Source organism: Actinomadura sp. GTD37 (assembly GCF_041951365.1).
Taxonomy (GTDB): Bacteria; Actinomycetota; Actinomycetes; order Streptosporangiales; family Streptosporangiaceae; genus Spirillospora.
This window is the reverse complement of sequence record NZ_JBGNUS010000008.1, coordinates 138157-158886: the sequence shown is the minus strand read 5'-3', so window position 1 is coordinate 158886 and position 20730 is coordinate 138157. Positions and strand designations below refer to the sequence as shown.

Below are 20730 nucleotides of genomic sequence, written 5' to 3'. Positions count from 1 at the left end.
CCAGGTCCCGGCCGGGCCAGGTCCCGGCCGGGCCGGGCCCTGGCCCTGGCCCTGGGCAGGTTCGGGCCTGGCTCGATCGAGGCGCCCCGGGTAGCGCAGCGGGTCAGGGGCGGTGGCGGGCGGCCGCGATGTAGAGGGCGCCGACTGCCCCGGACCAGAGGAGCAGGCGGAGAGCGACCGCGGGAAAGGCGGAGGTGAAGGCGTCGGGTCCGTCGTGGGCCGCGCGCAGCCACTCGATCATCGGCACGGACAGCCAGGCGAGCGGCCCGATGCCGAGCAGGAGGAGGGCAAGGACCCCGCCCAGGAGCGTGAGCAGGGAGACGCCGGGGTCGGGGATGAGGGCCCGGCTCGTCCAGGCGCCGAGCAGCGTCCCCGGGACGGCGACGAGGACGTTCAGGCCGCAGCCGGCCAGGATCGCCGAGCCGGGAGAGCCCGCCTGGACGGCCTGCGCGAGCGGAATGACCAATGCCAGGAAGCCCAGGCAGAGGTTCGTCGCGTACGCCGCCAGAAGCCCCGCCCAGATGGGAACGGACGGGCGGCGGACGGCGGTGGCCGTCAGTGCGCGCTGCTCGTCCGGCTGCGTATCGAGCAGGGCACGCGCCGCCCAGGCCCACACGGGGAACATGACGGCAGCCACGTCGGCGAACGTCCTGACCGCAAGGTCCGAGGCGTCCGGCCCGCCCGGCCCCTGACCGAGGACCAGGGCCACGAACAGCGCGACGACGATGAACGGCTGCAGGACGCGCAGCGAGCGGACGTAGCCCTCGATCTGGAACCGGACGAGCGCGATCACCGTCCCGGCCTCCGCACCCGGTAGCCGTCCGCGCGCAGCCCGGCCTCCACTGCGTCGGCTTCGTCTCCCGGCACCTCGACCTCCAGGACCGTCCAGTCGGCGGTCCCGGCGGAGGCGAGGCGGGTGACCCCGGCATCGGCCACCCGGAGCCGGGCGATGCCCGGCAGTGCCTCGACGCAGCGCTGGTGATCGCTGACGACCACGGTGGCGCCCCCGTCCGCGAGCTCGGAGATCAGGCCGGGCAGCGCATCGCGGATGGCGGCGTCCAGCCCCGCGAACGGCTCGTCCAGGATCAGGAGCTCCGGGTCGCCCATGAGGGCTTGCGCGAGCCCGACCTTCTGCGCGCTGCCCTTCGAGAGTTCGGGCAGCCGCACATCGAGAAGGTGGTCGAAGCGCAGCCGCTCGGCCCAGGCGCCTACCGCGTCTCCGGGCACCCGCCGTACGGCGGCCATATGCGCCAGGTACGCGCGGACGCTGAAAGGCTGGTCCGCGGGGAACCGCTCGGGCGCGTACCCCACCCGCCCCGGACGGCCCTCGACGACGCCTTCGCGGGGCCTGCGCAGACCGGCGATCACCCGGAGCAGAGTGGACTTCCCCGCGCCGTTGTGCCCCGTCACCTCGGTGACGCTGCCCGCCGCGAAGGACAGCGTGACATCCCTGAACACCCAGGGATCCTTCCGCCGGTAACGGAAGGCGACATGCTCCAGCCGCATGAGACCCACACGCTAGAGCCACCCTCGTAAGGCCCGCGTTAACCGCTCTCCGGACGCGGGGCGGTGTGCCTTTCAGGGGCGGGCCGCAGCCGGAGCGAGGTGGACGGCCGGCGCCGCTGCCGCCGCGGATCAGGCGGCTTGGAGGGTGAGCCAAGTTTCCTCCAAGGGGGTGTTCTGGCGGTTGCAGAAGTAGACGCGTCCCGGGTCGCCCCAGTACCAGCCGAGGCGGGGGTCGGAGTCGAGTTGCAGGAGGAGGCGCCAGTCTTCTGCCGCGCGATGCTCGTCGGGGGTGAGGGCCGGGGGTTTCGGGGAGTCCAGGGTGCGGCCCATGGAGGCGTACAGGCAGTCGGGGCCGACCGGGCGCTGCACGAGGGCCGGCCAGCCGCCCAGCTGGTGCGCGGGCGCGTTGTCGGGCCAGGTGTGCCGCGTCCAGGCGGCGTGGAGCTGCGCGTAGACGGGCAGGATGCCGCTGTAGATCGTCTCCAGCCGCTGGACGGCCGGCTCCTGGGCCGAGGGCATGGACAGGAACGGGGCGGCGCTCAGTGCGGTCTCGGGGTAGGGGGTCGCGCCGGGGGGCGGCGCCGCCGTCTGGAGGGCGCCGGTGAAGACGCGCCAGCCGTCCCGCTGCGCGGCCTCGTCGCCCCAGGGACGCGGGGTGTCGGACGCGTAGTAGAACGCGGCCGTCGCGGAGGCCGGCAGGCCGGGGATCTTGCCGAACGGCGCGAAGCCGGAGAAGTCGATCGCGCCGAGGAAGTCGAGGGGGCGGCCGTTCCACTCCGGCCACGGTTCGTCCGGCGGGAGGAGCGGCGCGCCGCCGAGACGGAGGGGGACCCCGTCACCCGCACACAGCCGCAGCGCCGGCCGCGCCAGGGGCAGCAGGACGGCCGTGACCTCCGGGGCGAGGAAGGCGTCGAGCAGGAGGCGGAGCCGGCGGAACTGCGCGATGAAATAGTCCATGCGCGTAGCGTTACGCGGGCGGGGGGCGGTGCGCAGCGTCCGGGGAAATTGTGGATAACTTCGGGTCAGCGTTCCAGGGCGCCCGCGAGCTGCACCAGGAACCGGTCGACCTCCTGCTCGTCGTACCCGGGCCCCAGCCGGACGACGCGAAAGGCGCACTCCCGTACATCCCGGGCGGTCACCGGCGGGGCGGCGCCGCGCAGGCCGGCGACCACCCGGTCGAGGAACGCGTCCACGTCCCGGACGTCGTAGCCCGAGCGCATCCGGGCGCCGGAGAACCGGGCGTTCTGGATCCAGTTGATCAGCCAGGCCGGCTGCGCGCGCGACCGCCCGGGACGCTCCCCGATCGGCGCCCTGGCCTGGAGCTCCCTGATGCACTCGCGCAGCAGTTCGTCCACCGCGCGGTTGTCGTAGCCGCGCAGGACGACGTCGAAGCGGGTGCCGCGCACCTCGTCCGGCGAGATCGGCGGCCCGCCGTCCAGCGCCTGCGAGACGCGTCGCAGCAGGGCGTCGACCTGGTTTCGGTCATAGCCGCGCAAGACCACCGGCAACCGCGCACCCGTCCTCACCGGTACCGTGCTCCTCCGTCAGCGCCCGCGGGACGCCGGGGGAACGCCCGCGCGGCGCGCTCAGTCCCTGGTGGACGCGGCCAGCTGCCCGCAGGCCCCGTCGATCTCCCTGCCCCGGGTGTCGCGCACCGTGACCGGGACCCCGTGGGCCTCCAGGCGCCGGACGAACTCGCGCTCGTCCTCGGGCCGCGAGGCGGTCCACTTGGAACCCGGCGTCGGATTCAACGGGATCAGATTGACGTGTACGAGATTCCCGCGCAAGAGCCTGCCGAGAAGATCGGCCCGCCAGGCCTGGTCGTTGACGTCCTTGATGAGGGCGTACTCGATCGAGACGCGGCGGCCGCTGCGGTCGGCGTAGGCCCACGCCGCGTCCAGCACCTCGGACACCTTCCACCGGTTGTTGATGGGGACGAGGTCGTCCCGCAGTTCGTCATCGGGCGCGTGCAGGGACACCGCCAACCGGACGGACATGTCCTCCGCCGCGAGCTTCTCGATGGCCGGGACGAGCCCGACCGTCGAAACGGTCACCGAGCGCTGGGAGATCCCCAGCCCGGCGGGCGCGGGATCGGTGATACGGCGTACGGCGCCTATGACGGCCTTGTAGTTGGCCAAGGGCTCGCCCATGCCCATGAAGACGATGTTGGAGACCCGGCCGGGACCGCCCGGGATGCGCCCCCGGGCGAGGGTGCGCGCGCCCGCGGCGACCTGCTCGACTATCTCGGCGGTCGAGAGATTGCGGGTGAGCCCTGCCTGACCGGTCGCGCAGAAGGGGCAGTTCATGCCGCAGCCCGCCTGGGACGAGACGCACATCGTGGCCCGGTCCGGATAGCGCATCAGGACCGACTCGAACAGGACGCCGTCGAACGCCTTCCAGACCGTCTTGAGCGTCGTCCCGCCGTCGCAGTCCAGTTCGCGGACCGGGGTCAGCAGCGACGGCAGCAGCTCGGAGACCAGGCGCTCGCGCACGGCGGCGGGCAGATCGGTCATCTTGCCGGGATCGTCCACCAACCGGGCGAAGTAGTGCCGCGACAGCTGATCGGCGCGGAACGGCTTCTCGCCCAGCTCGGCGACCGCCTCGCGGCGCTCGGCCGGGGTCAGGTCGGCGAGATGCCTCGGCGGCTTGCCACGCCTCGGGGCGGCGAAGACGAGCTTCGCCGGGGTCTTCTTGGGCGCGGCGCCGGTGGGGGCAGGCTGGGTGGTAGACATGGTCCTCCCAGTGTCGCAAACACTGGCCCGTGCATTGTCCGTCTGCGGACGGACGTTGTTCCGCGTGGGACGACATTCCTGCACATGACCTTGTCTGCGACTAAGGTCTCGATCATGTCGGTTTTGCGTAGGGGCGGCGCCTCCTCCAGGGGGGCTGCGGCCAAGGTCGTCCACGCCGCGGCGAGCCCGTACGGCAGTCGGCGGCTCGTCGTCGAGACCGACGACGACGTCACCGTGGCCTACCTGAAGGACGCGCGGGACTCGGTGGTCGGGGCGGCGTGGGTGGCCAACCACAAGAAGGCTCCGCAGGAACTCGACCAGTCCCGGTTGGACGCGGGCCATGCGCCCCTTCTGCCCGAGTCCCATGTGCGCCACCCCTCGGGACGCAAGGCCCTGGACGCGGAAGCCCTGGAAGTCGTGTGGTTCGAGGAAGGCGACGGCGTCGCCGTCCTGGAGGCCGGCGACCCCCTCATCGTGATCCCCGGCTGGTCCGACATGGGACGCGGCATCCCCGGATACGCGCGCGACGCCGCGCTCCAGAGCCCGTTCGCGTTCCCCCTGGACGAGGAGATCGAGGACTTCGGGCCACGCATCGACCAGGCGCGCGAGCACTGGAAGCGATGTCGCGCCGACGGTTCCTGGGCCGAGTTCCAGCAGGCGGTACTCGGCCACCTCCTGCAACGGCTCGGCCCGAGTGGTCACTACTGGCACGACGTAGGACGGCAACTAGCGAACGGCAGGGCCGGCGTGGCCCCGACAGTAGGCGTATCGGAACGTCCCGCAAGGGGGGGCCGCGATTTCACCGTGCTGAGCACGATCGGGATGAGCCGCCAACGCATGCCCACGGTCGAGTTGTACGAAGACGACGTCGCCCCATACGGACGGATCGAACTCGCCGTCGCCAGCACCATCCCCAGCCAGAAGGCCGGAAGCATCTTCCCCTGGCTGGCGCAGTACCCATGGCGGTCGGTCACCTGGTTCGCGCCCGGGGACGTCGTCAAGTGGTACCACGAGGCCCGCACGTTCCCGCTGAGCAGCGGCGAGTCGCCATGGCAAGGCGTCTTGCTCCTGGACGATCCGAGCCGTCTGGCGGGCCCTGAGGCTCCGGCGCTGACCGGGCTCACCCTCAACGGCGACGCCGTCCGCTGGCTGTGGCTCGTGCCCATCACGGGCGAGGAGCACCGCTACGCCAAGAGCGAGGGTTCGGACGCGCTCGTACGCCGCCTCGCCCAGCAGGGCCGTTCCTGGGTCATCTCCTAGGGCCCTGGGGGGCATCGCCTAGGACGCCCCCAGCGGCGTCCTAGCTCGGGAGGAACAGCTCCAGGAGAAGCCACACGACAGGGGCCGTCGCGACCAGGGAGTCGAGGCGGTCCATCACGCCGCCGTGGCCGGGAAGGAGCGTTCCCATGTCCTTGATGCCGAGATCGCGCTTGACCATCGACTCGACGAGGTCGCCGGCCGTCGCGGTGACCACGGCGGCGAGCCCGATGATCACGCCCTGCCAGATCTGCCCGCCGTCCAGCAGCCACCAGACCAGCCACCCGCCGACGGCCATGCACGTGAGCGCCGACCCGGTGACGCCCTCCCAGGTCTTCTTGGGGCTGATCGTGGGCGCCAGCTTGTGCTTGCCCAGGAACGAACCGGCGAAATAGCCGCCGATGTCGCTCGCGACGGTCGTGGCGATGAAGATGACGATGCGGTGGTCGCCGTCGTCCGGGCGCATGAGCAGCGCGACGATCCCGCCCATCAGCACCAGGTAGCCCGCCACGAACGACCCGGCGGCGACGTCCCGCACGTATCCGGCGGCGCCTTCCATCATCCGTGTCATCAGCACGGCCAGCACCGTCAGGGACACCGCGGCCACCGTCGCCGTGGGCCCCCAGACGTAGGCCACGACGGGGGTGCCGACCATTCCCGTCGCGACCGGGATGAACGGGACGCGGATGTCGCGGCTCTTGAACGCCTCGGTCAGCTCGCGCATGCCGAGGAAGAGGAACACGATCATCACGGCCAGGAAGATCTCCTTGACCGTGTAGAGCGACACCAGCACCAGCGCCCCGAGCCCGGCGCCGACACCGACGGCGAGGGGCAGGTTGCGTCCGGTCCTGCTCTCCCGCTTCCCTTCGGAGGCCCTGGAAGCAGCTCCAGGGGACGCGTCGGAAGGCGTCCCGGAAGAGGGTTCTCGGGGCGCTCCAGAAGACGTCACAGCGGTGGCGCCGACGGGCGGCACGTCCGCCGAGGGGGCGTCCTCAGGGGGACCGTCCTGTTCGGAGGGCGAGTCCAATGCTTCTCCGGGGGGCGGGCCGGCCATGTCGACCTCCGGCTCATCCGGGAACCCCGAAGGCTCCCCGGCGTCGTCGAGTTCCATCAGACCTCGAGCAGTTCGGCCTTCTTGTGCTCGAGCAGCTCGTCGATCTGCGCCACGTAGCGGTGCGTCGTGTCGTCGAGTTCCTTCTCGGCACGCCGCACCTCGTCCTCGCCCGCCTCGCCGTCCTTGGCGAGCTTGTCGAGGGCGTCCTTGGCGCGGCGCCGGATGTTGCGGATGGAGACCCGGCTCTCCTCCGCCTTCGTCCCGGCGACCTTGATGAACTCCTTGCGGCGCTCCTCCGACAGCTCGGGGAACACGACCCGGATCACGTTGCCGTCGTTGGTGGGGTTCACGCCGAGGTCGCTGTCGCGGATCGCCCTCTCCACGGCCTGCATCGAGGACTTGTCGAAGACCTGGACGACGACCATCCGCGGCTCCGGCAGCGTGAACGACGCGAGCTGGTTGACCGGCGTCGGCGTGCCGTAGTACTCGGCAGTGATCTTGTTGAACATCGAGGGGTTGACCCGGCCGGTGCGGATGGCCTGGAAGTCCTCCTTGGCGACCGCGACCGCCTTCTCCATCTTCTCCTCGGCTTCGAAGAGGGTCTCGTCGATCACTGTGACTCCCATGTCATCTGGTCGGCCCTGGTCCTGCGGTTGCCCGGCGAGCCGGGCGCCGTCGCGGGCTGCGGTCAGCCCTGTGCCGGACTGACCAGCGTGCCGATCTTCTCACCCCGGACGGCCCGGACGATGTTGCCCTGCCCCATGAGGTCGAAGACCACGATGGGGAGAACGTTGTCCATGCAGAGACTGATGGCCGTGGCGTCCATGACCTTCAGGCCCCGCTGTAGAACTTCACCGTAATCCAAACGGTCGAACTTGACCGCGTCTGGATTCTTTCGTGGATCGGCGTCGTACACACCGTCCACTTGGGTTGCCTTCAGTACCGCCTCTGCGCCGATCTCCAGTGCCCGCTGGGCGGCGGTCGTGTCGGTGGAGAAGAACGGCTGTCCGAGGCCCGCGCCGAAGATGACGACACGGCCCTTCTCAAGGTGCCGCATGGCGCGCCTAGGGATGTAGGGCTCGGCCACCTGGCTCATCGTGATGGCGGTCTGCACGCGGGTGTCCAGACCCAGTTTCTCCAGGAAGTCCTGGAGGGCGAGGCAGTTGATGACGGTGCCGATCATCCCCATGTAGTCGGCGCGGCCGCGGTCCATGCCGCGTTCGGCCATGACGGCGCCGCGGAACATGTTGCCGCCGCCGCAGACGACCGCCACCTGCACGCCGTCCCGGACGGCCTCCGCGATGGCCTCGGCGACATGCTGGACGACCTCGGGATCGATGCCGAGCGGGTCGCGTCCCGCGAAGGCCTCGCCCGAGAGCTTCAGCAGGACCCGCTTCCAGCCGGCGCGCGGCGCGTGGCCCCCGCCGGCCTGCCCGCCGGGCGCCTGCCCGCCGGACGCCGTCCGATCGGACGGGCTCCGATCGGACGACGAGGCCGCCGTCGCGCTAGTGGTCGTCTTGTCCGGCACGTCGGCGGCCTCCTCGTTGCGTTGCGATGTCTCTCGGGTACCCGTCTCCAGAGTGCCCTTACGCCTGCCCGACCTTGAACCGGGCGAAGCGGACGACCTTCACGCCGGCCTCGTCGAGGACCTTGGCGATCGTCTTCTTGTTGTCCTTCACGAACGACTGCTCCACCAGCACGAAGTCGCGGAAGTAGGCGTTGACCCGGCCCTCGACGATCTTGGGGATGGCCTGCTCGGGCTTGCCCTCGTCGCGGGTGAGCTGCTCGGCGAGCGCCCGCTCCTTCTCGACCGCCTCGGCGGGGATCTCCTCGCGGGTGAGGTACTTCGGCGCCATCGCGGCGACCTGCTGCGCGACGTCCTTGGCGACCACGGCGTTCTCGGTGTCCAGCTCGACCAGCACACCGGTGGTCGGCGGCAGCGACGGGTCGGACTTGTGCAGGTAGCTGGCCACGTAGGCGCCCTGGAAGTGGGCGAAGCGGCGCAGCTCCAGCTTCTCGCCGATCTTGGCGCTGTTCTCCTCGATCAGGGCCTGGACGGTCTTGCCCGGCTCGATCTCGGCGGCCAGCAGGCCGGCGGCGTCGGTGGCGCCGCTGCCGGCGGCGAACTCGACGAGGCGCTGGGCCAGCTCGATGAACTGCGCGTTCTTGGCGACGAAGTCGGTCTCGCAGTTGAGCTCGAGGAGCGCCCCGTCGCCGGAGTTCGCAAAGTGCTCGGCGACCAGGCCGTTGGCGGCGGTGCGCTCGGCGCGCTTGCCGACGTCCTTGGCGCCCTTGAGACGCAGCAGCTCCGTCGCCCTCTCGAAGTCGCCGTCCGCCTCGGTGAGGGCGTTCTTCACGGCCATCATGCCGGAGCCGGTCAGGTCGCGTAGCCGCTTGACGTCAGCGGCGGTGAAGTTGGCCATCGCTCTCTTCGCTTCTCTCGTCGTTGATCGTGTGACCCGCGACGGTCCCGGCGGCACCCGTTGCGGGGCCGCCGGGACCGTGGGATCAAGCCTGCTCGGCCTCGGCGGGCTTGGGGGCCTCCGCGGCCTCGGGGGCGGCGGCCTCCGGAGCAGCGGCCTCCGGAGCGGCGGCCTCGGGGGCCTCGGGGGCCTCGGGGGCCTCCGGAGCGGCGGCCTCAGCCGGAGCCTCGGCCTCAGCCGGAGCGGCGGCTTCCGCCGGAGCCTCGGCCTGCGCCGGAGCGTCGGCGGGGGCCTCCTCGGCCGGCTTGTTCTCCAGCAGGTCGCGCTCCCACTCGGCGAGCGGCTCGGCGTTGCCGGTGGGGGCGGCGCCCTCGGCGGGCTTGTCGTCCCCGCCGGTCGCGGCGCCCGCGCGGGCGAGGAGGCCGTCGGCGACGGAGTCGGCCACCACGCGGGTCAGCAGGCTGACGCTGCGGATGGCGTCGTCGTTGCCCGGGACCGGGTAGTCGACCTCGTCGGGGTCGCAGTTGGTGTCGAGGATCGCCACGACCGGGATGCCGAGCTTCTTGGCCTCGTTGACCGCGATGTGCTCCTTCTTGGTGTCCACGATCCAGATGGCGCTCGGAACCTTCGCCATGTCGCGGATGCCGCCGAGGGTGCGCTCGAGCTTGTCCTTCTCGCGGCGCAGGCCGAGCAGCTCCTTCTTGGTCATCCCGGAGCCGGCCACGTCGTCGTAGTTGATCTCCTCCAGCTCCTTGAGCCGGGTGAGCCGCTTGTGGACGGTGGAGAAGTTGGTGAGCATGCCGCCCAGCCAGCGCTGGTTCACGTAGGGCATGCCGACCCGGGCGGCCTGCTCGGCGATGGACTCCTGGGCCTGCTTCTTGGTGCCGACGAACAGGATCGTCCCGCCGTGGGCCACCGTGGCCTTGACGAACTCGAACGCGCGGTCGATGTAGGACAGCGACTGCTGCAGGTCGATGATGTAGATGCCGTTGCGCTCGGTGAGGATGAAGCGCTTCATCTTCGGGTTCCACCGGCGGGTCTGGTGGCCGAAGTGGACGCCGCTCTCAAGGAGCTGCCGCATGGTGACGACGGGTGCCATTGCCCGTGCTCTCCTTCTCTGGCCCTTCCGGGCCGCATTTGGTTGTCTGCCCTGCGCCCGGGTGCCGTCCCACCGCCGCCGAGGCGACGGACCGAGGGACTGCGCCCCACCAAGCCTGCGGTGGCATGCGGACGCGTGAAATCAGCCGCCGTGGAATGTCTCGGGCGGCCGGCCCGTTGCCGGGTCTGAGCCTGTCCGTCCTGGGAGCGGCTTCTCAACGTCCCGCCGTGGCGGGTCGCTGACGGCCTGGCCCTGGCCGGTGTCCTTTCGGGCACGGTTACAGATTATCAGGGAGCCGACGCGTCCGGGCCTCATCGGTTCCGCGCGGTTATCCACAGTTCGCCGACCCCGTCGACGCGGCGCCCGGGACCCGGCAGGCTGCGGAGCATGACGCCGCTCACACTGCTGCTCACCTGCATGATCGCCATCGGCGCACCGGGCCTGGACGCCTGGCGATGGCCGTTAGGCCCGCCCGCTCCGCGGGTTCTGCGCGCCTTCTCGCCGCCGTCCAGCCCGTGGGGCCCCGGGCACCGCGGGGTCGACCTCGCCGGACGTCCCGGGCAGGCCGTCTACGCCGCCGCGCCGGGGCGGGTCTCCTACGCCGCCCGTCTGGCGGGCCGCGGTGTCGTCGCGATCGACCATGGGCCGCTGCGCACGACGTACCTGCCCGTCCAGCCCAGTGTGCGTGCGGGGCGGCGGGTCGCGTCCGGCGCCCGGATCGGCGTCCTGGAGGGCGGCCTGCTCCACTGCCGTGTGCCATGCCTGCATTGGGGGCTGCGGCGCGGCGCCCTCTACCTGGATCCGCTCAACCTCGTCCAGCGCCAGGTACGCCTCCTCCCCCGGTGGCCCGCGCCCTCGGCGTCCGCCAGTCCGGCTCCGGAGCCGCCGCGTCCTCCCCGAATGGCCCTGCGCGACGCCACCACGGCGACGGGCGGAGCACTGACGGGCATGGTGCTGACGCTGACCGTGGCCTTCGCCTGGCGCCGCACCCGCATACGCTTCCGGCTCCACCGCCGGCGGCGTCCGCCCCCGGGCGTGATCAACCTCGCCCAAGAACGCCGCCTGCGCCGCACCCCCTGAGCTGACCGGCTGCCGCCCGCATACCCCGGCACGGGGCCGGGCGGCAGCCTTCGCCCAGGCTCATGCGTTATGGGGCACGGGCACATCGTCATCCGGGCTGGGTGCCGCGCGGGTGAGCCTGGCCGTGGACCTGCTTCAGGCGTTCGGCCGATACGTGGGTGTAGAGCTGGGTGGTCTGAAGGGAGGCGTGGCCGAGGATCTCCTGGACGCTTCGCAGGTCCGCGCCGCCCTCCAGCAGGTGGGTGGCGGCGCTGTGGCGGAGCCCGTGGGGGCTCAGGTCCGGGACTTCGCCGACCTCCGCGATCCGGGCATGGACGATGCGACGTGCGCTCGTCGGGTGAAGGCGCCCCCCGCGAACACCCAGGAAGAGCGCCGGGCCGCTGCCTTCCGTCGCGAGGGAGGGGCGCCCTGCGCGCAGCCAGTCCTCGACGGCGCGGACGGCCGGTTCCCCTACCGGCACGATGCGTTCGCGTCCGCCCTTGCCCAAGACGCGGACCGTCCTGCGTTCGGCGTCCAGGTCGTCGATGTCGAGTCCGCATAGTTCGCTGACGCGGACGCCCGTCCCGTAGAGGGTCTCCAGGACGGCCAGATCGCGGAGCCCGAGGGGACCTTCGGCGTCCATGGTGTCGAGTAGGCGCGCCGCGTCATCTTGGGTGAGGACGCCGGGGAGGTCGCGCTGCCGCTTGGGCGTGCCCAGCAGCAGCCCTGGGTCGTCCTGCAGGGCGCCACCCCTGTGCAGGTGGCGGGTGAACGCGCGGGCTGCGGCGGTGCGCCGGGCCAGGGTCGCGCGGGAGCGGCCGAGCGCGTGCTGGCGTGCGAGCCAGGCCCGCAGCAGCGAGACGTCCAATCCCGCGGGTTCTGTGACGCCGACGACGTCCGCATAGGCGCACAGATCAGCCAGATCCCCCAGATAGGCCCGTAGCGTGTGCGGCGACACGTCGCGTTCGGCGCGGAGATGTCGCCCGAAGTCGGCTACGGCGTCCTCCAGCGCATTGGTCACAGCCGCCACGCTGCGCCAACGTCCCCGCCGGCGCAAGCACCGAGCAGCGGTTTCGGGCGAGTCGCCGCGGATCTTCCGCCGGGTTATCCACAGAACGTCGTTCTATGACCACGCGTCGTCACGCTCGGGCAGCGTCGGAGGCCGGAGGTGACGCACCCATGAAAGCTCACATCAGTCTCGGCCGCAGAGGCGAGGACGCCGCCGTCGACTACCTCGTCGGCCTCGGCTGGACGATCCTCGACCGCAACTGGCGGTGCCGCGAGGGCGAACTCGACATCGTCGCCCATGACGGGCGCGGGCACATCGTCTGCGAGGTGAAGACCCGCCGCTCCGCACGGTTCGGCGACCCGCTCGAAGCGATCACCGCGGACAAGGCGGCCCGGTTACGGCGGCTGGCCTGGCGGTGGGCCGCCGCCCACGGTATCGGCGCGCCGATCCGGGTGGACGTCCTCGGCCTGCTCGGCGACGGCGACGGCTTCGCGATCGATCACCTGCGGGAGGTTTGCTGATGACGCTCGCGAAGACGCGCTCGGTGTCCCTGGTCGGCGTCGACGGTTTCGTCGTGGACGTGGAGGCGGCCATCACCAGCGGAGTCCCCGGCCTGCACCTGGTCGGCCTCCCCGACACGGCGCTCAGCGAGGCCCGCGACCGGGTCCGCGCCGCCGTCTTCAACTCCGGTGAAGACTGGCCCAACCGGCACGTCACGGTGTCGCTGTTCCCGGCGAGCATGCCGAAGAAGGGCTCCACCTTCGATCTGGCGATCGCGGTTTCGCTGCTCGCGGCGGCGGAGGTCGTCTCGCCGCGCAGTTGCGCAGGGCTGGTGCTGATCGGCGAGCTGGGCCTGGACGGCCGCATACGCCCGATCCAAGGCATCCTGCCCGCCGTGCTGGCCGCCGCCAACCGGGGCTGCCGCACCGTCGTGGTGCCCCAGGCGAACGCCGCCGAAGCCGAACTCGTCCCCGGCATGAAGGTCGTGTCCGCCGACACGCTGCGCGGCCTGCTGTGCCTCCTGCGCGACGAGCCGCCGCCCGCCGAGGACGGCGAGGACGACGACTTCGCGCTCCCCGCGGACGGGTACGCCATCCGGCAGCAGGAGATCCCGCCCGATCTGGACCTGGCCGACGTCCGGGGCCAGGCCGAGGCGCGCCGCGCCCTGGAGATCAGCGCGGCGGGCGGGCACCACCTCTTCTTCGCCGGACCGCCGGGCTGCGGGAAGACGATGCTCGCCGAGCGGCTGCCGACGCTGATGCCGCCCCTGGAGCCCGAGACCGCGCTGGAGGTCACCGCGATCCACTCCGTCGCCGGAACCCTCCGGCCGGGCCAGCCGCTGATCACCCAGCCGCCGTTCTACGCCCCGCACCACACCGCGTCGCGGGCGTCGATGGTCGGCGGCGGGTCGGGCCGCGTGCTGCAGCCGGGCGCCGTGTCCCTCGCACACCGGGGGATCCTCTTCCTGGACGAGGCCCCGGAGTTCATGTCGGGGACGCTCGACGCCCTGCGCCAGCCCCTTGAGGAGGGGGAGGTCCGCATCTCCCGCATCGAGGGCATAGCGCACTTCCCCGCGCGGTTCACGCTCGTCCTCGCGGCGAATCCGTGTCCCTGCGCCGCCGCGAAGCAGATCGACTGCTCCTGCGCGCCGGGGGTCCGCCGCAAGTACGCCAGCCGCGTGACCGGCCCGCTCCTCGACCGCATCGACCTCAAGCTGGAGCTGGCGCCGGCCAGCCGCGCCGAACTCCGCTACGACCTGGAGTTCGCCGAGTCCAGCAAGGTGGTGGCCGAACGCGTCCAGCTCGCCAGGGAACGGACGCGCCACCGCCTCGCGGACACTCCGTGGCGTTCCAACTCCGAGGTCCCCGGCCCGGAGCTGCGCAGACGCTTCACGCCGTCCGCCGAAGCGATGCGAGGGGCCGACGAGGCCCTGCAGAGGGGGACGCTGAGTGCGCGCGGTCTCGACCGCATCCTCCGGGTCGCCTGGACCATCGCCGACCTGGCGGGCCACGGCGAGCCGGGCCCGGACGACGTCGGCGGCGCGCTCGCCCTCTGGTCGGCGGGGCGCCAGTGAGCGACGAGAGAACCGCACGCGCCGCCCTCACCGCCATCGCGGAACCCGGCGACGCCTTCCTCAACCGGATCATCGACCACTGCGGTCCGGAGGGCGCCCTCGAAACGGTCCGCACCGGCCGTCCGCCCCATGACCTGGAGGCCACCCCCAAGGAGGTGCGGCGCCTCGAACAGTGGCGGATCCGCCTGATCGCCGCGGAGCCCGACCAGGACATGGCCGTCTGCGCCCGGTTCCGCGGCCGCCTCATCTGCCCGGGAGATCCCGAATGGCCGACGACCCTCGACGACCTCGGCGCGGGACGCCCGTACGCCCTGTGGCTGCGCGGCCCCGGCGACCTGCGCTACTGCTGCCTGCGTTCGGTCGCCATCGTCGGTTCCCGCGCCGCGTCCCCCTACGGCCTGCGCGCCGCCGCCGACTTCGCGTCCGACCTGGCCGACGACGGCTGGACGGTGATCTCCGGCGGCGCCCTCGGGATCGACGCGGCCGCCCACCGCGGCGCGCTGGCCGCCGACGGCCCCACCGTCGCGGTCCTCGCCAACGGGGTGGACGTCCCCTACCCGGCGTCCAACGAGGGGCTGTTCGCCGAGATGGCGCGGCGGTCTCTGCTGGTCAGCGAGTCGCCGCCGGGCACCCATCCGCACCGCCTCCGCTTCCTCGTCCGGAACCGGGTGATCGCGGCCCTCTCCCGGGGCGCGGTCATCGTCGAGGCGGAGGCGCGCAGCGGCGCCCTGAACACCGCCGGCTGGGCGGCCAGGCTCGGCCGCGTGGTCATGGCCGTGCCCGGCCCGATCACCTCCCGCTCCTCGGTCGGCTGCCATCGGCTCCTGCGGGAGGAGGGCGTCACGCTGGTCACCCGGCCGGAGGAGATCATCGAGGCCGTGGGGCGGATCGGCGCCGACCTGGCGCCGCCGCCGAGCACTCCGGTCCTCCCCCGCGACCGTCTGGAACCGGTGACAAGGTCGGTCCTGGAGGCGTTCCCGGCGCGCGGCGCGACCGGCCCCGCACAACTCGCCGTAAAGGCGGGCGTTTCCCTGACCACGGTCAACGCCAAGCTGGGGCTCCTGTCGGCGGCCGGGTTCATCGAGCGCACCTCGTCCGGCTGGCGCCTGACGAAGTCCGGGAAATCTCCCAAGGGCCCGGCCTCGGAGGCCGAACGCGTCCCGCCCCCGTCCGCCCCGCCCGAGGAGCCGAAATGACCCGACGACCGACCCCAGGCGCTGGACGCGGCCGACCGTGCGCAGGCCGCCGCAGCGGGGCGCAGTCGCGGTGACGAGGCAGACAACGCGAACACCGGAACAGGCACGTGGCGCACACCTCCCCCGGGCTCCGTCGGCAAGTGAGGGGTCGGGGGCCGACAACCGCAGTCAGAGATTACGAGGAGGCATCTCGCCGACCGATCTCGCGAGTCAGTCGTCCGAAGGGAGTTCGAAGTCGCTCTTGGCCAGTTCTTCGACGTTCACGTCCTTGAACGTGACGACACGCACGTTCTTGACGAACCGGGCAGGACGGTACATGTCCCAGACCCAGGCGTCCTGCATGGTGACCTCGAAGAAGATCTCGCCGGTGTCGGCGCCGCGCACCTGGAGGTCGACCGAGTTCGTGAGGTAGAAGCGCCGCTCGGTCTCGACGACGTAGCTGAACAGCCCGAGGACGTCCCGGTACTCGCGATAGAGCTGCAGCTCCATCTCGGTCTCGTACTTCTCGAGATCCTCGGCGCTCACGCTCGTGCCCCTTCCGCGCGGCCTTCGCCGGAGACCTCCCCTTCGGTCTCCTCCTCCAAAGCCACATCCCCATTGTTGCGCAAGGCCCGCCCGACGTTGACGTAGGAGAACCGATGCTCTGGACATGGACCGTGCGCGTCGAGCGCCTCGGCGTGCGCACGGGTCACGTAGCCCTTGTGGACGTCGAAGCCGTACTCGGGATACCGCTCGTGGAGGCCCACCATGATCCGGTCCCGGGTGACCTTCGCGACGATGGACGCGGCGGCCACGCAGGCCGCGGCCTGGTCGCCCTTGATCATCGCGAGGCCGGGGACGTCCAGGCCCGGCACCGGGAAGCCGTCGCTCAGCACGTAGGCGGGCCGCCGGTCGAGCGCCGCCAAGGCCCGCCGCATCCCGGTGATGTTGCACCGGTGGAGGCCGATCCGGTCGATGTCGTGGCACGGGATGACGATCGCGCTCCACGCGTACGCGCGTTCGGTGATCTCCGCGTACAGCTCTTCGCGGCGTCCCGGAGTGAGCAGCTTGGAGTCGGCGAGGCCGTCGATCCGGCTGCGTCCGCCTTGCAGGATCACCGCGCCGACCACCAGCGGCCCCGCGCAGGCCCCGCGCCCCGCCTCATCGACACCCGCCACGGGGCTGAACCCGCCGTGCGCCAGGGCTCGCTCATACGCGAACAGCCCCGCGTCCCGGCGTGGGGTGAAGCGGAGTGGACGTCCCTTCATGCTCCGCAGCGTACGTCCCCACCCCCTTGCGCCGCCCCCCGAATGCCCGCCATCACCCACCTTGCCCCACGAGAGGCGCCCTCAAGACCCAAGATTCACATGCCGCAAAGCTTCAAGCTCGACTACACCCGCCCCACATCAAGCACGCCTCCACGACCCGACCGAACGACGCCGGTCACCGAGGACCAGAAGCCCCAACCGTCCACCGAGGGGACGAGGACGTCCCAAGCCACCAGGCGCAGCACCCCACGCCCCACCAGAAAGCAGAACCGCCCTGGCCCACCCCAGAACGGAGACCAAGCCGCGGCGGCCCGAGAACGTGGGACGACGCGTGGCCCGGCGCACGGGCCACTGGGGGTGAGAGCCCGGGCCGCCAGGGCAGGCAGGCGCAGTAGCTGGACGCCGGGCGGCCGCAGCCCTCGGTTGAACTCGTCGATGATCACCAGAAGCAGCCTTCTGCGCGACCAAGCCGCGGCGGCCCGAGAACGTGGGACGACGCGTGGCCCGGCGCACGGGCCACTGGGGGTGAGAGCCCGGGGCGCAGGAGAGGCCGGCGCGGTAGGTGGACACCGGGCGGCGGCAGTCCTCGGTTGAGCTGATCGGTGATCACCGGAAGCGGTTTTTCGCGGGACGAGGCCGCGGCGGCACGAGCGGTTCGAGCACGTGGGACTGCGCGGGTCAGGTGGCTTTCAGGTGGTGGCGGCGGCGGAGGTAGGCGAGGGGGAGGGTGAAGAGGATTCCCATGGCGTACGGGGCGGCGGGGAGGGCGACGGCGGCCGACTTCTCCAGGCCTCGTTGCTTGAAGGTGGCGGGAATCGGGAGGGTGCCCACGCGGTCGAGAGGCCACACGATGACGAAGGCTCGGCCGATGACGCGGTCGATCGGAATGGTGCCGCCGCCGGGGTCGCCGCGGTGCGAGCGGGAGTCGTAGGAGAGTTCACGATGGTCGCCCATGACCCACAGTTGGCCCGGCTTCACGGTGACGTCGAACGGGTCGTTCGACGGCTTGTTCTGCTCGTGCGTGATGGGGTCGGTGAAGACGTACGACTTCTCGTCCAGCGGGACGCCGTTGACGGTGACGCGGCCCTTGGCGTCGCAGCATTTGACGTGGTCGCCGGGGATGCCGATGACGCGCTTGATGTAGTCCTTCTCGTTGGGCGCGACTCCGAACGCGGTGCCGACGGCGCGCAGCGCCTTGGAGACCGGGTTGCCGGGCTCTTCGACCTGGACTTCGGGGTCCCAGGAGTCGAGGCCGTTGAAGACGATCACGTCGCCGCGGGCGATGTCCCGGGTGTGGTAGACGATCTTGTTGACGAGGACGCGGTCGCCGACCTGGAGGGTGTTCTCCATGGAGCCGGACGGGATGTAGAACGCCTGGACCGCGAACGCCTTGATGACGAGTGCCAGCACGACGGCGACGACGATGAGGACGGGGAGCTCTTTCCAGAACGATCCCTGTTTCTTCTTGCCCTTGCCGTCGTCCTCGGAGTCGCCGGCCGTCTCCTCGGCAGAGTCCACGGGCTCCTTCTCTTCGGGCACCGCGCCCTCGGCCTCGGATCGCACGTCTCTCCGATCGTCCTCGTCAGTCATCAGAGCGAAAGCCTAGCGGCGCGGGGCCCCGGGGACGCCGCCCGTGGGCGTGTCGCCGACGCCGGAGCCGGTCGCGTCCGTCCGGAAAGGGCAACGCCCCGGTCACCGTCGCGGGTTCCCGGGGCGTCGTCCATCGGCTCAGTGCTCGCGCTTCTCCTTGATGCGCGCGGCCTTGCCGCGCAGGTTGCGCAGGTAGTAGAGCTTGGCGCGGCGCACGTCGCCGCGGGTGACGACCTCGATCTGGTCGATCGACGGGCTGTTGAGCGGGAACGTCCGCTCGACGCCGACGCTGTAGCTGACCTTCCGGACGGTGAAGGTCTCGCGGGCGCCACCGCCCTGCCGCCGGATCACCACACCCTGGAAGATCTGGATACGGCTACGGTTGCCCTCGGTGACGCGCACGTGCACCTTGAGCGTGTCGCCCGGACGGAAGTCGGGGACGTCGGCGCGCATCGCGGCCTTCTCGATCTCTTGGATCAGGGTATGCATCGCAGCGGTTCCTTGTGGTCGAACGCGGGCGTCGAGAGGCCCCGATGGGACTTTCGTGGGGGCGTCGCGCCGCGGGAAGTGGTCTTCGGGTGCCATGCGCTCTGGACGCACGGACGCTCTAGTCTGCCATACCTTCGCCGTCAACCGGAAAACCGGCCTCGTCCAGGACGGCGCGGTCCCGTTCGTCGAGGTCCTCCGCGGCGAGACGGGCGAGCAGTTCGGGACGGTGCCGGGCCGTCCGGCGGAGCGCCTCGTCACGCCGCCAGCGGGCGATCGCCCCGTGGTGGCCCGACAGGAGAACGTCCGGAACCGGCCGGTCCCGCCAGACGGGCGGCTTGGTGTAGACGGGGCCCTCCAGGAGCGACTCCATGGCCCCGGGGGCGAAGGAGTCGTCCGTGACGGAGGCGGCGTTGCCGAGGACGCCGGGCAGGAGGCGCCCGATCGCCTCGACCATCACCAGGACGGCGACCTCCCCGCCGGCGAGCACGAAGTCGCCCAGGCTCACCTCGTCCACGGGCATTCGCGTGCGGGCCTCCTCGGCCACGCGGGAGTCGATGCCCTCGTAACGTCCGCAGGCGAAGACGAGCCAGGGCTCGGCGGCGTAACGCACCGCGTCCGCCTGCGTGAACGGGCGCCCGCTGGGCGTCGGAATGATCAGCCGCGGTACCGCGCCCGAGCCCGCCCCGACCGATCCGCTCCCCGACGACCCAGCCCGCTCGGAAGACGCGGGCCCGCCGGCCATCGCCAACCCGCCAGGCATCCCGGGATCGTTGCGCGTCCCGGGACCGCCGTGAGACGCGGACTCGCTGGGCATCCCGAACCCGCCAGGCATCGCGAACTCGCTGGGAGACGCGAACCCGCCAGGCATTGCGAACCCTCCGGGAGACGCCGGCCCGCTGGGCATCGCGGACCCGCCGGGTATCGCCGGGGCGCTGGGGGAGGTGGGCCTGTCCCATGGTGTCGCGCCGGGGCGGGGGGCGCCGGGTGATGTGCCGGTGAAGGACGTCGGCTCCCGCCAGGCGTCGCTGGAGGCGCTCCGGTCGTACGGCGCCCTGGACGATCTTGCGCCGTACGGTGCGCCGGATGGGTCGTGTGCCGGGTCGGCCGGTGGGCGGCCGGAGGGCTCGCCGGGCCGGGATCCCGAGGACGACGGGTCGCCGTCCGCGGGCGTGCCGGGCGGCGTTGCCCATGAGGTCGGGTCTGCCGTCGGCGGGCCCGGGGAGGACGGTGCGGCGAAGGCCCCGCCGCCGGTGGGGCCCGGCGGGACGAGGCTGTCGAGGACTTCGCCCCAGGGGCCGGGTTTCATGACCATGCCGGGGCCGCCGCCGTAGGGCGTGTCGTCGACGGTGCGGTGCCGGTCGTGGGTCCAGTCGCGCAGGTCGTGGACGCGGACGTCCAGCAGCCCGGCGCGCCGCGCCTTGCCCAGGAGGGAGATGTCCAGAGCGGCGAAGTACTCGGGAAAGATCGTGATGATGTCGAGTTTCATGATTCGTCGAGCAGTCCGGGAGGCGGGTCGATGACGAGCCGCCCCCCGGGAACGTCCACCTCGGGGACGAGCGCGGCCACGAAGGGCACGAGCCTGTCCCCGCCGGGCCCGCGTACGACCAGGAGGTCCTGGCCGTGGTGCAGTACCTCCGCGACCTCGCCGACGTCGGCGCCGTCCGCGGTGACCACGGTGAGGCCGATCAGCTCTTGGTCGTGGAAGTCGTCCGGGTCGGCGGACGGGGAAATGTCACCGGGGTCGACGACGAGCCACGTGCCGCGCAGAGCCTCGGCGGCGTCGCGGTCGCCGACCCCGGCGAAGCGCACGAGCAGGCGTCCCGAATGCCAGCGGGTCCGCTCGATGGTGAGCGGACCGGCGGCGCCGGGGTCGGTGGCGATCTCCGTGCCCGCGACGAACCGGGAGTCCGGCTCGTCGGTGCGGACATCGATGGTGACCTCACCGCGGATCCCGTGCGGCCGTCCGATCCGTCCCACCACGAGCGGTTCGCTCAT

At 71.7% G+C, this 20730-nt stretch carries 21 protein-coding genes and 2 pseudogenes; 5 read left to right on the top strand and 18 right to left on the bottom strand.

Annotated elements, in window-relative coordinates:
• Positions 1–103 precede the first annotated feature (103 nt).
• From ACA511_RS32850 to rlmN, 5 genes are all read right to left on the bottom strand, one after another.
• Positions 104–793 (bottom strand): hypothetical protein, encoded by a 690-nt coding sequence (locus ACA511_RS32850; RefSeq protein WP_375028569.1) that lies wholly within the window; start codon positions 791–793, stop codon positions 104–106.
• Complete coding sequence (locus ACA511_RS32845; RefSeq protein ID WP_375028568.1) at positions 790–1458, bottom strand: ATP-binding cassette domain-containing protein; 669 nt, start codon at positions 1456–1458, stop codon at positions 790–792. The genes ACA511_RS32850 and ACA511_RS32845 overlap by 4 nt, the downstream gene beginning before the upstream one ends.
• Before the next feature lie 177 nt (positions 1459–1635).
• Positions 1636–2463, bottom strand: a complete 828-nt coding sequence (locus ACA511_RS32840) for a DUF1963 domain-containing protein (RefSeq protein ID WP_375028567.1) — start codon at positions 2461–2463, stop codon at positions 1636–1638.
• Positions 2464–2528: 65 nt separating this feature from the next.
• Positions 2529–3032 (bottom strand): DivIVA domain-containing protein, encoded by a 504-nt coding sequence (locus ACA511_RS32835; protein ID WP_375028566.1) that lies wholly within the window; start codon positions 3030–3032, stop codon positions 2529–2531.
• Between the two features lie 60 nt (positions 3033–3092).
• Positions 3093–4238, bottom strand: a complete 1146-nt coding sequence (gene rlmN / locus ACA511_RS32830; RefSeq protein ID WP_375028565.1) for a 23S rRNA (adenine(2503)-C(2))-methyltransferase RlmN — start codon at positions 4236–4238, stop codon at positions 3093–3095.
• A gap of 114 nt (positions 4239–4352) precedes the next feature.
• On the opposite strand from rlmN, the gene ACA511_RS32825 reads away from it, so the two are divergent.
• On the top strand, positions 4353–5498 hold the full coding sequence (locus ACA511_RS32825; RefSeq protein WP_375028564.1) for a suppressor of fused domain protein: 1146 nt from the start codon (positions 4353–4355) through the stop codon (positions 5496–5498).
• Between the two features lie 40 nt (positions 5499–5538).
• On the opposite strand, the gene ACA511_RS32820 is transcribed toward ACA511_RS32825, so the two are convergent.
• From ACA511_RS32820 to rpsB, 5 genes are all read right to left on the bottom strand, one after another.
• Positions 5539–6606: a phosphatidate cytidylyltransferase gene (locus ACA511_RS32820; RefSeq protein ID WP_375028562.1), complete on the bottom strand. Its 1068-nt coding sequence runs from the start codon at positions 6604–6606 to the stop codon at positions 5539–5541.
• On the bottom strand, positions 6606–7163 hold the full coding sequence (gene frr / locus ACA511_RS32815) for a ribosome recycling factor (RefSeq protein ID WP_375028560.1): 558 nt from the start codon (positions 7161–7163) through the stop codon (positions 6606–6608). The genes ACA511_RS32820 and frr overlap by 1 nt, the downstream gene beginning before the upstream one ends.
• A gap of 74 nt (positions 7164–7237) precedes the next feature.
• Positions 7238–7936, bottom strand: coding sequence for a UMP kinase (pyrH, locus tag ACA511_RS32810; protein WP_375028734.1), 699 nt, complete (start codon positions 7934–7936; stop codon positions 7238–7240).
• Between the two features lie 199 nt (positions 7937–8135).
• Positions 8136–8972 (bottom strand): translation elongation factor Ts, encoded by an 837-nt coding sequence (gene tsf, locus ACA511_RS32805; protein WP_375028559.1) that lies wholly within the window; start codon positions 8970–8972, stop codon positions 8136–8138.
• 85 nt (positions 8973–9057) lie between these two features.
• Positions 9058–10071, bottom strand: a complete 1014-nt coding sequence (rpsB, locus tag ACA511_RS32800) for a 30S ribosomal protein S2 (protein WP_375028558.1) — start codon at positions 10069–10071, stop codon at positions 9058–9060.
• Positions 10072–10458: 387 nt separating this feature from the next.
• Here rpsB and ACA511_RS32795 point away from each other — a divergent pair, with 387 nt between their 5' ends.
• On the top strand, positions 10459–11151 hold the full coding sequence (locus tag ACA511_RS32795) for a murein hydrolase activator EnvC family protein (RefSeq protein ID WP_375028557.1): 693 nt from the start codon (positions 10459–10461) through the stop codon (positions 11149–11151).
• A gap of 88 nt (positions 11152–11239) precedes the next feature.
• On the opposite strand, the gene ACA511_RS32790 is transcribed toward ACA511_RS32795, so the two are convergent.
• A complete protein-coding gene (locus ACA511_RS32790) occupies positions 11240–12151 on the bottom strand; it encodes a tyrosine recombinase XerC (RefSeq protein ID WP_375028556.1) in 912 nt (303 codons plus the stop codon).
• 158 nt (positions 12152–12309) lie between these two features.
• Between ACA511_RS32790 and ACA511_RS32785 the strand changes: the two genes are divergently transcribed.
• The 3 genes from ACA511_RS32785 to dprA are packed head-to-tail and all read left to right on the top strand — an operon-like array spanning position 12310 to position 15409.
• On the top strand, positions 12310–12660 hold the full coding sequence (locus ACA511_RS32785; RefSeq protein ID WP_375028555.1) for a YraN family protein: 351 nt from the start codon (positions 12310–12312) through the stop codon (positions 12658–12660).
• Positions 12660–14213 carry a YifB family Mg chelatase-like AAA ATPase gene (locus tag ACA511_RS32780; protein ID WP_375028554.1) on the top strand — a complete coding sequence of 518 codons (1554 nt, stop codon included), beginning with the start codon at positions 12660–12662 and terminating at the stop codon, positions 14211–14213. Before ACA511_RS32785 ends, ACA511_RS32780 begins: the two co-directional genes overlap by 1 nt.
• A complete protein-coding gene (dprA, locus tag ACA511_RS32775) occupies positions 14210–15409 on the top strand; it encodes a DNA-processing protein DprA (RefSeq protein WP_375028553.1) in 1200 nt (399 codons plus the stop codon). Before ACA511_RS32780 ends, dprA begins: the two co-directional genes overlap by 4 nt.
• A 210-nt stretch (positions 15410–15619) precedes the next feature.
• Here the strand turns inward: dprA and ACA511_RS32770 are convergent, their stop codons facing one another.
• The 7 genes and pseudogenes from ACA511_RS32770 to rimM form a co-directional block, all read right to left on the bottom strand.
• Positions 15620–15934, bottom strand: coding sequence for a DUF2469 domain-containing protein (locus ACA511_RS32770; RefSeq protein WP_375028551.1), 315 nt, complete (start codon positions 15932–15934; stop codon positions 15620–15622).
• A complete protein-coding gene (locus tag ACA511_RS32765) occupies positions 15931–16656 on the bottom strand; it encodes a ribonuclease HII (RefSeq protein ID WP_375028550.1) in 726 nt (241 codons plus the stop codon). Before ACA511_RS32765 ends, ACA511_RS32770 begins: the two co-directional genes overlap by 4 nt.
• A gap of 678 nt (positions 16657–17334) precedes the next feature.
• On the bottom strand, positions 17335–18219 hold the full coding sequence (gene lepB, locus ACA511_RS32760; protein WP_375028549.1) for a signal peptidase I: 885 nt from the start codon (positions 18217–18219) through the stop codon (positions 17335–17337).
• A gap of 165 nt (positions 18220–18384) precedes the next feature.
• Positions 18385–18735 carry a 50S ribosomal protein L19 gene (rplS, locus tag ACA511_RS32755; RefSeq protein ID WP_375028548.1) on the bottom strand — a complete coding sequence of 117 codons (351 nt, stop codon included), beginning with the start codon at positions 18733–18735 and terminating at the stop codon, positions 18385–18387.
• A 118-nt stretch (positions 18736–18853) separates the two neighbouring features.
• A pseudogene (locus ACA511_RS32750) lies at positions 18854–19513 on the bottom strand (tRNA (guanine(37)-N(1))-methyltransferase); the annotation flags it as partial.
• Between the two features lie 552 nt (positions 19514–20065).
• Positions 20066–20221: pseudogene (locus ACA511_RS32745) on the bottom strand (tRNA (guanosine(37)-N1)-methyltransferase TrmD); the annotation flags it as partial.
• A complete protein-coding gene (gene rimM, locus ACA511_RS32740) occupies positions 20218–20730 on the bottom strand; it encodes a ribosome maturation factor RimM (protein WP_375028547.1) in 513 nt (170 codons plus the stop codon). The pseudogene ACA511_RS32745 and the gene rimM, both read right to left, overlap by 4 nt.